At 65.0% G+C, this 13,095-nt stretch carries 11 protein-coding genes and 1 pseudogene; 10 read left to right on the top strand and 2 right to left on the bottom strand.

Annotated elements, in window-relative coordinates; all coding sequences use genetic code 11:
- Window positions 1-325: 325 nt before the first annotated feature.
- From AB0J29_RS10165 to AB0J29_RS10140, 6 genes are all read left to right on the top strand, one after another.
- Entirely contained in the window at window positions 326-1,699 is a 1,374-nt protein-coding gene (locus AB0J29_RS10165) for a hemolysin family protein (RefSeq protein WP_364782316.1), read from the top strand.
- Window positions 1,692-2,756 carry a hemolysin family protein gene (locus AB0J29_RS10160; RefSeq protein WP_364494772.1) on the top strand — a complete coding sequence of 355 codons (1,065 nt, stop codon included), beginning with the start codon at window positions 1,692-1,694 and terminating at the stop codon, window positions 2,754-2,756. Before AB0J29_RS10165 ends, AB0J29_RS10160 begins: the two co-directional genes overlap by 8 nt.
- Entirely contained in the window at window positions 2,753-3,646 is an 894-nt protein-coding gene (locus AB0J29_RS10155; RefSeq protein WP_364782313.1) for a 3-methyladenine DNA glycosylase, read from the top strand. Before AB0J29_RS10160 ends, AB0J29_RS10155 begins: the two co-directional genes overlap by 4 nt.
- A 136-nt stretch (window positions 3,647-3,782) precedes the next feature.
- Complete coding sequence (locus tag AB0J29_RS10150; RefSeq protein WP_364782370.1) at window positions 3,783-5,357, top strand: hypothetical protein; 1,575 nt, start codon at window positions 3,783-3,785, stop codon at window positions 5,355-5,357.
- Between the two features lie 2 nt (window positions 5,358-5,359).
- A complete protein-coding gene (locus tag AB0J29_RS10145) occupies window positions 5,360-5,995 on the top strand; it encodes a DUF305 domain-containing protein (RefSeq protein WP_364782310.1) in 636 nt (211 codons plus the stop codon).
- 37 nt (window positions 5,996-6,032) lie between these two features.
- Window positions 6,033-6,194 carry a hypothetical protein gene (locus AB0J29_RS10140; RefSeq protein ID WP_364782307.1) on the top strand — a complete coding sequence of 54 codons (162 nt, stop codon included), beginning with the start codon at window positions 6,033-6,035 and terminating at the stop codon, window positions 6,192-6,194.
- A 561-nt stretch (window positions 6,195-6,755) separates the two neighbouring features.
- Here the strand turns inward: AB0J29_RS10140 and AB0J29_RS10135 are convergent.
- Entirely contained in the window at window positions 6,756-8,981 is a 2,226-nt protein-coding gene (locus AB0J29_RS10135; RefSeq protein WP_364782304.1) for a malate synthase G, read from the bottom strand.
- Window positions 8,982-9,099: 118 nt separating this feature from the next.
- Between AB0J29_RS10135 and AB0J29_RS10130 the strand changes: the two are divergent.
- The 3 genes and pseudogenes from AB0J29_RS10130 to AB0J29_RS10120 form a co-directional block, all read left to right on the top strand.
- Window positions 9,100-9,342: pseudogene (locus AB0J29_RS10130) on the top strand (SDR family NAD(P)-dependent oxidoreductase); the annotation flags it as partial.
- A 299-nt stretch (window positions 9,343-9,641) separates the two neighbouring features.
- Complete coding sequence (locus AB0J29_RS10125; RefSeq protein ID WP_364782301.1) at window positions 9,642-10,307, top strand: TetR/AcrR family transcriptional regulator; 666 nt, start codon at window positions 9,642-9,644, stop codon at window positions 10,305-10,307.
- Window positions 10,308-10,309: 2 nt separating this feature from the next.
- Entirely contained in the window at window positions 10,310-11,599 is a 1,290-nt protein-coding gene (locus tag AB0J29_RS10120; RefSeq protein ID WP_364782298.1) for an acyl-CoA dehydrogenase family protein, read from the top strand.
- A 12-nt stretch (window positions 11,600-11,611) separates the two neighbouring features.
- On the opposite strand, the gene AB0J29_RS10115 is transcribed toward AB0J29_RS10120, so the two are convergent.
- Window positions 11,612-12,241 carry a DUF4232 domain-containing protein gene (locus tag AB0J29_RS10115; RefSeq protein ID WP_364782295.1) on the bottom strand — a complete coding sequence of 210 codons (630 nt, stop codon included), beginning with the start codon at window positions 12,239-12,241 and terminating at the stop codon, window positions 11,612-11,614.
- Between the two features lie 199 nt (window positions 12,242-12,440).
- On the opposite strand from AB0J29_RS10115, the gene AB0J29_RS10110 reads away from it, so the two are divergent.
- On the top strand, window positions 12,441-12,671 hold the full coding sequence (locus tag AB0J29_RS10110) for a hypothetical protein (RefSeq protein WP_364782292.1): 231 nt from the start codon (window positions 12,441-12,443) through the stop codon (window positions 12,669-12,671).
- Window positions 12,672-13,095 lie beyond the last annotated feature (424 nt).

Genomic DNA, 13,095 nt, shown 5'->3' with positions numbered 1-13,095 from the left:
GCCGTCGAAGCGCATGCGACGAAGTCGCGAGTCTCGACGACTCGGACGCGAGACACCAGGGGGCCGCGAACCCGCCGCGCCGAAGGCGCGGCAATCAGACACAGCACACCGGCCCACGCAGGCACGCGCGTGGGCCGGTAACATAAGGGTTGCCGGTTTCCGGCTTCACAAAACCATTTGCCGAGAGGAACAAGTTGTCACCCGCGTCCGAGGGCGCCGCACAGGAGGGCTCCTCTACCGAGCCGGGTGACAAACCCGGCGCTCTCCGTCCCACAGCCGCCCGATCCGATTCAGCTCATCGCGCGTCTCGCAGGTGGTGCTGACGATGTCCGTCGTGCTCACCGTGCTCAGCCTGATCGGGTTCATCGCCCTCACGGTTGGCACCGCATTGTTCGTTGCCGCCGAATTCTCGCTCACCGCATTGGAACGCAGCACCGTCGAATCGCATGTGCGCACGGTCGGGGATGCCCGCTCGCGCATGGTTCGGCAGGCACACACCACGTTGTCGTTCCAGCTCTCCGGAGCCCAGCTCGGTATCACCATCACCACCCTGATCACGGGTTATATCGCCGAACCGGTCCTGGCCCGACTGCTGTCGCCGCTGTTCACCACGCTCGGTGTGAGCGCGAGTGCGGCGCAGGGCATCTCGCTCACGCTGGCGCTGTTGCTCGCCACCTCGCTGTCGATGGTCTACGGCGAGCTCGTCCCGAAGAACATCGCGATCTCGAAGCCGCTGGGCACCGCTCGGGTGACCGCGGGCCCGATGATCGCCTTCTCGGTGGTGTTCAAGTGGATGATCCACTTCCTCAACGGCACCGCGAACTGGGTGGTCCGCCGCCTGGGCGTGGAACCGGCCGAGGAGTTGCGTTCGGCGCGCTCCCCGCAGGAACTCGGATCGTTGGTGCGCACATCCGCATTGCGCGGCGCGCTGGATCACCGCACCGCGCAGTTGGTCGATCGCTCGCTGCAGTTCGGTGAGCGTAGCGCCGAGGAGTTGATGACACCGCGGGTCAAGATCGAATCCCTGGACAAGTCCGACACCATCGCCGATCTGATCGCAGCCGCCAGCCGCACCGGTTACTCCCGCTTCCCGATAATCGACGGCGATCTGGACAACACCCTGGGCGTGGTGCACGTCAAACAGGCGTTCACCCATTCGGCGAACGTTCGCAACACCATTCCGCTGAATCTGCTCGCCCGGCCGGTGCCGATCGTGCCCGCCAGCCTCGACGGCGACGAGGTGCTCGAGCGGGTGCGCGCCGATGGCATGCAGGTCGCGCTGGTGGTCGACGAATACGGCGGCACCGCGGGCATCGTCACCATGGAGGATCTCATCGAGGAGATCCTCGGCGATGTCCGCGACGAGCACGATGAGGAAGAACGCGATGTCCGCCGGGTCGCCGACGGATGGGACTGCTCGGGGCTGCTACGGATCGACGAGGTCTCCCGGGCCACCGGCTACGACGCGCCCGAGGGCGAATACGAAACCCTCGGCGGTCTGGTACTCACCCGGCTCGGCCGCATCCCGATCACCGGTGACGAGGTGATCCTGCCGAATCCACGGTCCTCGCACCGCTATCCGAACGACGAGGATGGCGGCTGGATCGCCAAGGTCGAACGAATGGACGGGCGACGCATCGATCGGATCCGGCTGGTCCCGGTCGCGGCCGCCGCGCTGAAGGAGAACAGCCATGGGTGATGTCCTCGGCGTCCTGCTCACGGTGGTGCTGCTGGCCTGCAACGCCTTCTTCGTCGCCGCCGAATTCGCGCTGATCTCCGCCCGCCGCGACCGTCTCGAAGCGCTCGCGGCCCAGGGAAAGCGCCAGGCGGACACGGTGATCCGGGCCGGTGAGAACCTATCCATGATGCTGGCCGCCGCGCAGCTCGGCATCACTATCTGCTCGATCCTGCTCGGTCGGGTCGGCGAACCCGCGGTCGCGCATCTGCTGGAGGGGCCGTTCGAGCTGGTCGGTCTGCCCGAACAGCTGCTGCATCCGGTGGCCTTCGCCATCGCGCTGACGATCGTGGTGATCCTGCACATTCTGTTCGGCGAGATGATTCCGAAAAATATCGCGCTGGCCGGACCGGAACGCAGCGCGCTGCTGCTGGTTCCGGTGCATCTGATGTGGTTGCGCTTGGCACGTCCGCTCATCGCCCTCTACAACCTCGCCGCGAATCTGTCGCTGCGCATGTTGCGGATCGAGCCGAAGGATGAGCTGGAGGCGACGGTCTCCAGTGTGGAGCTCGCCGAGATGATCGGTGAATCCCGCTCGGAGGGATTGCTCGACGAGGAGGAGCACCGCCGTCTCACCCAGGCGCTCGGCACCTCCGATCGCGTTGTGGGCGATGTGATGGTACCGCTGGCGACGACCCGCTCGGTTCCGTTGCGCGGCAATGGCACCACGCTCGGCGATATCGAAACCGCGGTCGCCGAAACCGGTTTCTCCCGGTATCCGGTGCGCGCAAGCGACGGTTCGCTCGTCGGGTATCTGCATGTGAAGGATGTGCTCGACAAGGTCGCCGACGACAGCGCCGGACCGAATACGCCGATCCCGCGCACGGATATTCGCCCACTGCCGACGGTCAGCGTCGGCACGCCCCTGTACGAGGCGCTGGCCCGCTTGCGCCGTACCAACTCCCATCTCGGCCGCGTCGTGGACACCCGCGGCAATACGGTGGGCATTGTGGCGCTGGAGGATCTGGTGGAAGAGTTCGTCGGCACCGTGCGCGACGGGACGCACCGGGTGATCGAATGATCGTACTGGCCGAGTCTGAATGGCGGGCCAGGGCCGCCGCCCACCGGGCTCGGCTGGACGAGCTCGTCGGAGCGTATCTCGAACGGCGCGCGGCGGGTTCAGCACATCCGGTGATCGACTTCCTGTTCACGTACTACGGACATAAGCCCGCCCAACTCCGGCGCTGGCACCCGGGATTCGGTGTCGCGCTGGCGGGCGCGCGGGAGTACGACGGAGCTCGCGGGTATCACCGCATCGCGCCGAACGGTTCCGGCGCGGTTGTCTACACCGCCGACCCGGCGTTCATCCAGCAGCGTCGTGAAACCATCGAGTTCATCGCGAAACTGCTGCGCGCGACGGCATCCCGCCCGGCACAGCTGTCCTGCTTCGGCCTGCACGAGTGGGCCATGGTGTACAAAACCGATGAGATCCGCCACCAACAGGTGCCGCTGCGCCTGGGCGGTACCGGTACCGACGCGGTCGTCGAATCGATGTCCTTGCGCTGCACCCACTTCGACGCATTCCGCTTCTTCACCCCGGACGCGGTCGGCCGTAACGCCGAACCGTTGACCCGCGCCGACCAGGTCGCTCGGGAACAACCCGGCTGCTTGCACGCCAATATGGACATCTACAAGTGGGGGTTCAAACTGACCCCGCTCATCTCTTCCGACCTCCTGCTCGACTACTTCGAGTTCGCCTGCGCCGCACGCGAACTCGATATGCGGGCCAGCCCATACGACCTCACCGACTATGGCTACGAGCCGGTTCGCATCGAAACCTCTTCGGGGCGTGCCGAATACGTCCGGGCGCAATCGACATTGGCCGAACGGTCGGCGGGACTCAGACAGTCCCTGCTCGATGTCTGCACGTCGATGCTGACAATCGACGCCGACGCGCTCCCCGTCAGCTGAGCGCTCGGCGAAACATGCCGATCACCAGGCATTTCCGCCAAATCATCCGATAAGTTACTGGCTGTTACTACCATTGAGTCAGCGCAGGCTCCGTCTGAGTCGGCGTGTGACCGTGATGAGGGAGTTGGCGGCAACGATGCACCTGAAGCTGAGACTGCGCCGGGCCCGGCCATTGGCCTTGATTGCTGTCACGGTCGTGGCCGCGATGATGTTGCCCAGCAGCGCATCGGCCGATCTGCAATCCGATATCGCCACCGCGGTCCAGGAATTCCTCGATGTCGGCCGGACCTCGGTACCTCGGGCGAACTGCGGACCGGGGTCGATGCCGGAAACCGGACTGCAGGGCGACGTTCCGGCCGCCGACCGCGACAGTCGGCGCAGCACCCAGGGCTACTCCTGCAATATATCGATGGTCGGCAATTACGCGGGACGCGGTGCGGGTATCACCTCCACCAGCTTCGACCACTGCGCGTACATGGGGTCGTTCTTCCCCGGCGATCTGATCAGCGAGGGCCGCGGCGTCCAGGTACTCGATGTCTCCGATCCGGTGCACCCGCGTCCGACGGTCACCCTGACCGAACCGGCGATGCTCGCGGGCACCTGGGAGAGCCTCAAGGTCAATACCGAACGCAAACTGCTGATCGGCACCGGTGTGCCGGTCGGCGAGGGCGTCGGCTATCTGTCGGTATACGACGTCTCCGATTGCGCGTATCCGAAGCTGCTCAATCCGGGACCGGGCACGAATCTGCTGATGCCACTGCCGATCACCACGCATGAGGGCGGCTGGTCCCCCGACGGTCGCACCTACTGGGCCTCGGGCATCGCACCCGGGTTCGTCAGCGCGGTCGATCTCACCGATCCGACCAATCCGCACGTCATCTGGCAGGGGCTGACCGGGATCGAGGCGCACGGCTTCGGTATCAGCCCGGACGGCAACCGCATGTACCTCTCCGCACTCGGCGGATTCACCGTGCTCGATATCAGCGCGGTTCAGCGCCGCGATCCCAACCCGCAGGTCACCCACATCGGTCGCACCTTCTGGACCGACGGCTGGGCCACCCAGCACAGCATCCCGGTGACCTATGACGGCAAGCCCTACCTCTACACCGTCGACGAAGGCGGTTCGGGCGGTGTGAAACTCATCGATATCTCCAACGACACCGCGCCGAAGGTCGCCGGGAAGGTGAAGCTGGAGATCAACCTCCCGCAGAACATTGATAGCAATATCGGTAGTTCCATGGGCGGTTCGGCCTTCGCCTACGAATCGCACTACTGTGCCGCCGACCGTCCGGACAACCCCACCGCACTCGCGTGCGGCTGGATCTCCTCCGGCATCAGGGTTTTCGACGTCGGAGATCCGCAGAATATCCGCGAGATCGCCTACTTCAATCCGCCCGCACGGACCGGCCAGAACCTGAGCCTGTGGAATTCACCGCACGCCCTCGCTTCGATCATCGGCGTGCCGTTGATGAGCACACCGACGGCCGTACGCGCGGTGTTGGAGGGCCAATTCAATCCCGCGGACGCGCTGACCCCGCGCACCGGCAACCTCGCCTTCGGTGACGTCTCCACCGATTGGTGCTTCTCCCCGCCGGAGTGGCGCGGCAACCAGCTGTATGTCGCCTGCTCCGATAACGGATTCATGGTGCTGCGACTGGACAACGATGTCTATACGGTGCCCGAGAATCAGCAATCGACCGTCGGGTCATAGCCGTGTCCCGTTGGTTCAGAATCGCGGCGCTCACCTCGGTCGCGTTCGTCCTGGTGGTGCTCGGGGCGGCGCTACGCCCAGTGGTACTGCCCGAAAAGCACACGGCCACACCAGTTCTCAATGCGGTAGAGATCGGATTCGCGCAGGACATGACCGCACATCATCAGCAGGCGCTGATCATGGTGCAACGCTTGGATCGCGACGTGGACCCAACCGTACTGCGGTTGGCGCAACAGCTGTCGGACACCCAGCGCATCGAGATCGGGACCTTGCTCGGCTGGCTGCGGTTAGCCGATACGTCGCCGCTGTCGTCACATCCGATGGCATGGATGCATGCCGATGTCTCGCAACATCATCCGACCGCGGGTCAGCCAACCAGCGATGCCATGCCCGGTATGGCGACCACCGCCGAACTCGACGCCCTGGCCGCGGCCCGCGGTCACGACGCCGGAATCCTATTCCTGCAATTGATGTACCGCCATCACCAAGGCGGACTGGTGATGATTCGTGCCGTCGAAGAACTGCTCACCTCCGGCCCGGTCAAGGAAACCGCGCGCTCGATGTTCCAGAGCCAGAGCCAGGAAGTCGGTGTGATCAGCATGCTGCTTACCGAACTCGGTGGTCCGGCCCCGCAATAGCCGACTCGCGCTGCGCACATCGCGCTGGTCGACTGGATTGCCCCAGCTCCAGCCGATCTACCCCGACTCGCCCTACATCTCCTACGCGTGGCCCATCGCCCACCTGGGCCGCAAACACACCGTCGGCATAGCCCTCGCCACCCCATCCGGCGACCTCTGCGCCGTCGCCGAAGCCCTTTGGATCCAACCCAAACCCTGACGGGCAGGTGTTCTCGGTGAAGCAGTACCGGGGACCATGGCAGGGCCGGTATTCGGTGCCGCCCGGTCCGACGGGGCCGATACTCGGCGCAGGGTCCGGGAACTAGGCGGAACCTTCGGAATTGGTCGCTCCACCGCTGCTCATGCCACAGAAGATACATCGATCCGCCCTGTCCCCGAAGGGGAATCGGTTCACCGGAGATAGCGCACCGAGCAAAGGAAAACCCCCGGCCTCGGCACCCATCGAGGGGCCGGGACCGGGGGTCGTCGTACCAGACGTTCAGCTCCGCTACTACAGCGGCGGGAAACCAGCCGAACCAGTGGCCATCCAGTTCCAGAACTGAGCCGCGCGATTCATAACCAGCGCGAATACATCAAGGACAACGCTTCCCATAAAACTTCCTCACATCCGACTATCTCGTGCAGCGCCCAGGGTAACGGATCGTTATACGGGCCGAAACCGGTCATCCGCCCCGCCGGCGGCCGTCGTGTGGTACAGCAAATCCCCCGCCCGGCAGGTTCCCAGGCGGGGGATTCACGAGTTGCTCAGACGCGCAACGTCTTAGACACAAGCCAGCGCCTTGGCCTCGCGCCGACGCCGGTGCAGGATCGGCTCGGTGTAGCCGTTCGGCTGTTTGGTGCCTTCCAGCACCAGGTCCTTCGCCGCCTGGAACGCGACGCTGCTCGCGAAGTCCGGCGCCATCGGCCGGTAGTTCGGATCGCCCGCATTCTGCTTGTCGACCACCGGTGCCATCCGCTCCAGGCTGGCCGCCACCTCATCGGCGGTGACCACGCTGTGGCGCAGCCAGTTCGCCATCAACTGGCTCGAAATGCGCAGAGTCGCCCGGTCTTCCATGAGACCGACATCGCGGATATCAGGCACCTTGGAGCAACCGACGCCCTGGTCGATCCAGCGCACCACATAGCCGAGGATGCTCTGGGAGTTGTTGTCCAACTCCTCCTGCTTCTCCTCGGTAGTCCAGGTCGGGTTCGCCGCGAGCGGGATCTCCAGAATCTGGTCGACAGTGGCACGGCGGCCACCTGCGGCGATCTCCTGCTGCCGCTCGAACACGTCGACCTGGTGGTAGTGCGTCGCGTGCAGGGTGGCCGCGGTCGGCGAGGGCACCCAGGCGGTGTTGGCGCCCGCGCGCGGGTGGCCGATCTTCTGCTCGAGCATGTCGTGCATCAGATCCGGCATGGCCCACATACCCTTACCGATCTGCGCCTTACCGGGCAGGCCGGCGGCCAGACCGGTATCGACGTTCCAGTCCTCGTAGGACAGGATCCACCGCTGGGTCTTCATTTCGGCCTTGCGAACCATCGGCCCGGCCTCCATGGAGGTGTGGATCTCGTCGCCGGTGCGGTCCAGGAAGCCGGTGTTGATGAACACCACGCGCTCGGCGGCGGCCTGGATGCAGGCCTTCAGGTTGACCGTGGTGCGGCGCTCTTCGTCCATGATGCCGACCTTGAGGGTGTTTCGGGTCAGACCGAGGACGTCCTCGATCCGACCGAACAGCTCGTTGGTGAAGGCGACCTCATCCGGGCCGTGCATCTTCGGCTTCACGATGTAGACCGAACCGGTGCGGCTGTTCGTCAGCCGAGCGGGATGGTCGGAGGCGGAGCCGACAGGGCGGCTGAGCTCGGTATCGCCGAGCAGACTGTGCTTGGCGATCAGCGAGGTGATCAGGCCGTCCATGATGCCCTCGGGCACCTCGTTGCCCTCGGCATCGATGATCGCGTCGGAGGTCATCAGGTGACCGACATTGCGCACGAACAGCAGTGAGCGGCCGTGCAGCACGAGCTCGCCACCGCCGAGCGCGGTGTAGACGCGGTCCGGGTTCATGGTGCGGGTGAAGGTCCTGTCACCCTTTGTCACCCGCTCCGCCAGCTCACCCTTCATCAGGCCGAGCCAGTTGTGGTAGCAGAGCACCTTGTCCTCGGCGTCCACCGCGGCGACCGAATCCTCGAAGTCCATGATCGTGGTGACCGCGGACTCCAGCACCACATCCTTGACACCGGCCGGATCGGTCTTGCCGATCGGCGAGGCGGGGTCGACCTGGATGTCGACGTGCAAACCGTTGTGCTTCAACAGGATCGAGGTCGGCGAGGCCGGATCGCCCAGGTAGCCAACCAGTTCCGCGCCGCCGGCGGCCAGCGTGGTGACCTCGTCGTTGCTCAGCGTGACGGCCAACTTGCCGCCATCGATGGCGTAGCGCGTCGAGGCCAGGTGCGAGCCATTGGCCAGCGGGGCGGCGGTATCGAGGAACTTACGCGCGAATTCGATCACGCGCCCACCGCGGACCGGGTTGTAACTACTGCCCTTTTCGCCGCCGTCGGCCTCGGAGATGGCGTCGGTGCCGTAGAGCGCGTCGTAGAGCGAGCCCCAGCGCGCATTCGCGGCATTGATCGCGAAGCGGGCGTTCATCACCGGCACCACCAGCTGCGGGCCCGCGGTGGTGGCGATCTCGTCGTCCACATTCTCGGTGGCGATCTTGAAGTCGGCCGGTTCCGCACGCAGATAGCCGATATCGCCGAGGAAGCTCTTATAGGCGGCCTTGTCATAGTTCGCGCCGGGGTGCTCGGCGTGCCAGGCATCGAGCTTGCCCTGGATCTCGTCGCGTTCGGCCAGCAGGGCGCGGTTGCGCGGGGTGAGGTCATTGATGACCTGCTCGGCTCCGGCCCAGAACGCGGCGGAATCTACGCCGGTTCCGGGGAGTGCCTCGTTCTCGATGAACTCGTGGAGAACGCTGGCCACCTGAAGCCCGCCGACCTGAATCCGCTTTGTCATCTACTGCCTCACTTCTGAGAAAGCCGGGTGGGAAATCGCAGTCAATGTTACCCACCGGTAGTGATGCGACGGCGAGTCGGGGCCTTGATTGCATCGTCCGGCGGAATTAATGTACTGATTGGAACATTTCCGGCAGCCGAAGCAACGGAGCGCAACGCCAGAACAGTCGTTAACGGATAAGGTCGCGCTGGTCACGGGTGGTAGCCGCGGAATCGGTCGCGAAATGGTGCGGACCTTCGCCGCAGCCGGTACGGACGTGGTGAATGCCAGCCGAAAGCTCGACAGGTGCGTCGCACTGGCCGATGAGGTGAGGAACACGCACGGTCGGCGCGCATTACCGGTGGCGGGCAATGTCATGACGCTCAATCTCGCCATCAGCACCGTCGGACATCGCGGCGGCGTCGGCGCGGTCGGCGTCAGCCATAATCGCGCCGACTCGTTCCATATGCAGTTGGCGCAGGTCAAGGAGCTCGAATTCCATATCGGACTCTGCTCGATACGATACGAGCTGCCCGCACTGCTGCGGCTCACCGCGGCCGGGCGAATTCGGCCCGAAGCCGTTGTCGCACACCGATTCCCGATGTCGGATGACGCAAACGCGTACCGCATGTTCGCCGACCGCGCCGACGGGGTTTCCACGGTCGTGTTGGATCCGCGCCAATGAACGCGACATCGCACAGCGATTCGATGCCGGGCGGGCCCGAATCGGCCTCGCCTCGTCGTCGCGGTCGCCCACCGGCCGCGGAAACTACCGCCGAAGCGACCAGGGCGCGCATCGTGGCGGCCGCGATGGAGCTATTCGCGGAGCAGGGTTTCCATGGCACCGGCGTCGCCGAAATCGCTGATCGGGCCGGGGTGCGGCGGGGTGCGCTGTACTACCACATCGGCTCCAAGGAAGAACTGCTCTGGCAGATCCTGCGCGACTACATCCAGCTCATGCTCACCGATGCGCGGCGGATCTCGCGGGGCACCGACGACCCGATCGTCAAGTTGCGCAAGCTGATCCACAGCCATATCGGGCTGATCATCGAGCACCGCCGCGAGGTCACCATCCAATTGCGCGATGTCACCGCGCTGAACGGCGGTCGCGCCGAAGAACTGCAGGAAATGCGGGACGCGGTACAGGCATGCTGGCAGCGCGTCATCGACGCGGGTCATGCGGCGGGCGTGCTGCGCACCGACGACCACGTGGTCACCAACAGTGTGCTCGGCATGCTGAACATGGTGACCTTCTGGTACCGCCCGCACGGCGGGCACTCCCCCGACGAAATCGCCGACATTGTGGCGTCCACCATTCTCGACGGCATTACCGACACGAAAGGCTGACCATGGCTTGGGATTTCGAAACGGATCCGAAATACCAGCAGAAGTTGGACTGGGCGGCGGAGTTCGTCCGCACCGAGGTGGAGCCCCTCGATCTGCTCTACCCGAATCCCTACGACCGCAACAATTCCGAGGCGATGGCGCTGATGCGGCCGCTGCAGGAGAAGGTGAAGGAACAGGGACTGTGGGCCTGCCACCTCGGACCGGAATTGGGCGGCCCCGGCTACGGGCAGCTGAAGCTCGGCCTGCTCAACGAGGTACTCGGCACCTCGGTGTGGGCGCCGTCGGTATTCGGTTGTCAGGCGCCGGATTCCGGTAACGCGGAAATCCTCGCGCATTACGGCACCCCGGAGCAAAAAGAAAAGTATCTGCAGCCGCTACTGGCCGGTGAGATCGGCTCCTGCTATGTCATGACCGAACCGACCGGCGGCTCGGATCCGACACTGTTCAAGACCCGCGCGGTTCGCGACGGCGACTCCTGGGTCATCAATGGCGAGAAGTGGTTCAACTCGAACGCCCAGTTCGCCAGCTTCCATATCGTCATGGTGGTCACGAATCCGGATGTCAGTCCGTACCAGGGCATGTCGATGTTCATCGTGCCCGCCGACACCCCCGGTCTGGAGATCGTCAAGAACTTCCACGTGCACGGCTTCAGCGAGCACGAAGGACATCTGCGCTTCACCGATGTCCGGGTCCCCGCCGACCACTTACTCGGCCAGGAGGGTACGGGCTTCATAGTCGCACAGACCCGCCTCGGCGGCGGTCGGGTGCACCATGCCATGCGCACAGTCGCATTAGTGCGCAAGGCCTTCGACATGATGGCCGAACGCGCCGTCTCCCGGCCGATGCGCAAGGGACCCCTCGCGGGTCTGCAGATGACCCAGGAACGCATTGCCGACAGCTGGATCGAGATGGAACAGTTTCGACTGCTCGTCCTGCGCACCGCCTGGCGCATCGATAAAGAGCAGGACTATTTGAAGGTGCGCAAGGATATTGCGGCCATCAAGGTGGCAATGCCCAAGGTGATGCACGATATCGCCCAGCGCGCACTGCATCTGCACGGCGCCATCGGCGTCAGCCAGGACCTGCCCTTCGTCGACATGATGAACTACGCCGAGGTCATGGCCATCGCCGACGGCCCCACCGAAGTGCACAAGATCACCCTCGCCAAGGAAGTGCTGAAGGACTACACCCCCGGCGACCCGGTGTACCCCAGCGGCTACCGCCCTGCCCTCCGCGAACAGGCCCGCGAACTGGTGGCCCGTCGCCTCGAACACATCGTCGGCAACCTCTGAAAATCGCTGCACCTATTGGGGAGTCACCGGATGGACGCTGAGGGTGCAGGTTTCGATCGTGATGCTGACCGCGTGCGTGTCGGTGGTGTTCGGTGCGGTGACCAAAAGCCCGGTGTACGTGGGGCATTGGTTGCCGCCCGGGTCGACCACGCTGCCCTCGACCACTGCCTCGGCAGTGTGGTCGTGGTCCAAGACGACGGTCGGTGGGGTATCGACATCCGCGGGGAGACCACCCATATAGCCGCGCACAACGCGCTCGGCATGCAGGAGCGGCCCGCCGGGGCCGGTATCAACGCCCGGATATCCGGCCAGTGTGCACGCACCGCTGGCCCCCACGACCGAGAAATGCATGCGCACACCGCGGTGGCCAAGGCCGGGCGACATCGGCTCGACACCGACGATGAGCTGGCTGCCGACGCATGCCGGTATCGGCGGCAACGGCAAAGCCGGTTCGCCGGTCGACGGCTGCGCCCCGGTCGGTTGGTCCGTGCCTACCGCGCTCGGCCCCGGCACTCGGCTCGCGGCACTGGTCGGCACCGCGCTGGTGCCCGCGGCCTTGCCATTGTCGTCCGCGCAACCTGCCAACGCGACAACCGCGCAGCAGCCGAGCAGCGCTACATATTTCACCGTCGATATCGACATCGGAACACATCCCTCGCGTATTCGATTCGAACTGGCGCCCCCACCGATTCGTTGCGGACGCCATTTCCGGAACTCCCATTCGACACGCGGTCCCCCCGAGCGGACGAGCCTGTCCAGCTGTTTATCGGCCGCACGCACCGAACGTTATCGGTGCGCATCCGAATAACCGGGTCCAACCTGGATGCCGGGAGGTAAGCGCGTGATCTCATACGAAGTGCGGCGGGTGCACAGCTGCGAGTTCTGCGGCACCGACGACCAGGGCCTCGGCACCGACGGCTCCTTGGACCGGGCGAAGTCGATCGCCGAATGCCACGCTGGCCTCGCGCTCGAGTGGACATGGTTCACCGCCGATGGTGAGTGGCCACTATGCGCCGATCCCGGGGACGGCGTCTACCGCTACTACATCTATGCCCGGGAGCCTGCTCCGTGATGGTCACCGCCGATTATGAGGCGCGCACGACCGGATCCGAGTATCCCGTAACCGGACTCGGTTGCAGGACCGACGGCATACGCCGGGTGCGGGCGGTCGGCCCAGCGAATTCCACTCGGCCGGTGCGCATACACCTCGACGGTCTTCGAGAAGGTACCCGCGGGCTCGATCCTGGTCAGCACCAGTGCTTCGGACTGGATCGAATCCAACGGCCAGGCCGAACGCGTCGACGGCGGCTTTCCGGATGCGCGCCAGCATGGCGCGGTCGGCGATGTGGTGGCGACCGTGGCCGCCGACGCCCTCGTCGACATCGTCCGATTGGCCATCGAAACCGTTGGCGGCGGGGGCTTTTCGCGCGGCTGCGAGCTGGAGAGTGGTATCACGACATCCACGCCTGCCTGTTCCGTCCACTGCCACGGGCCAA

Source organism: Nocardia sp. NPDC049707, from assembly GCF_040674855.1.
In the GTDB taxonomy this organism is placed as follows: Bacteria; Actinomycetota; Actinomycetes; order Mycobacteriales; family Mycobacteriaceae; genus Nocardia.
This window is presented reverse-complemented; position numbering and strand designations above follow the sequence as displayed.

Bases quoted from the DNA above. Each gene is read 5' to 3' on its own strand.
- AB0J29_RS10150 (WP_364782370.1), top strand. From the start codon at position 3,783: ATGCACCTGAAGCTGAGACTGCGCCGGGCCCGGCCATTGGCCTTGATT.
- AB0J29_RS10120 (WP_364782298.1), top strand. From the start codon at position 10,310: ATGGCTTGGGATTTCGAAACGGATCCGAAATACCAGCAGAAGTTGGAC.
- AB0J29_RS10155 (WP_364782313.1), top strand. From the start codon at position 2,753: ATGATCGTACTGGCCGAGTCTGAATGGCGGGCCAGGGCCGCCGCCCAC.
- AB0J29_RS10115 (WP_364782295.1), bottom strand. From the start codon at position 12,241: ATGTCGATATCGACGGTGAAATATGTAGCGCTGCTCGGCTGCTGCGCG.
- AB0J29_RS10135 (WP_364782304.1), bottom strand. From the start codon at position 8,981: ATGACAAAGCGGATTCAGGTCGGCGGGCTTCAGGTGGCCAGCGTTCTC.
- AB0J29_RS10125 (WP_364782301.1), top strand. From the start codon at position 9,642: ATGAACGCGACATCGCACAGCGATTCGATGCCGGGCGGGCCCGAATCG.
- AB0J29_RS10160 (WP_364494772.1), top strand. From the start codon at position 1,692: ATGGGTGATGTCCTCGGCGTCCTGCTCACGGTGGTGCTGCTGGCCTGC.
- AB0J29_RS10165 (WP_364782316.1), top strand. From the start codon at position 326: ATGTCCGTCGTGCTCACCGTGCTCAGCCTGATCGGGTTCATCGCCCTC.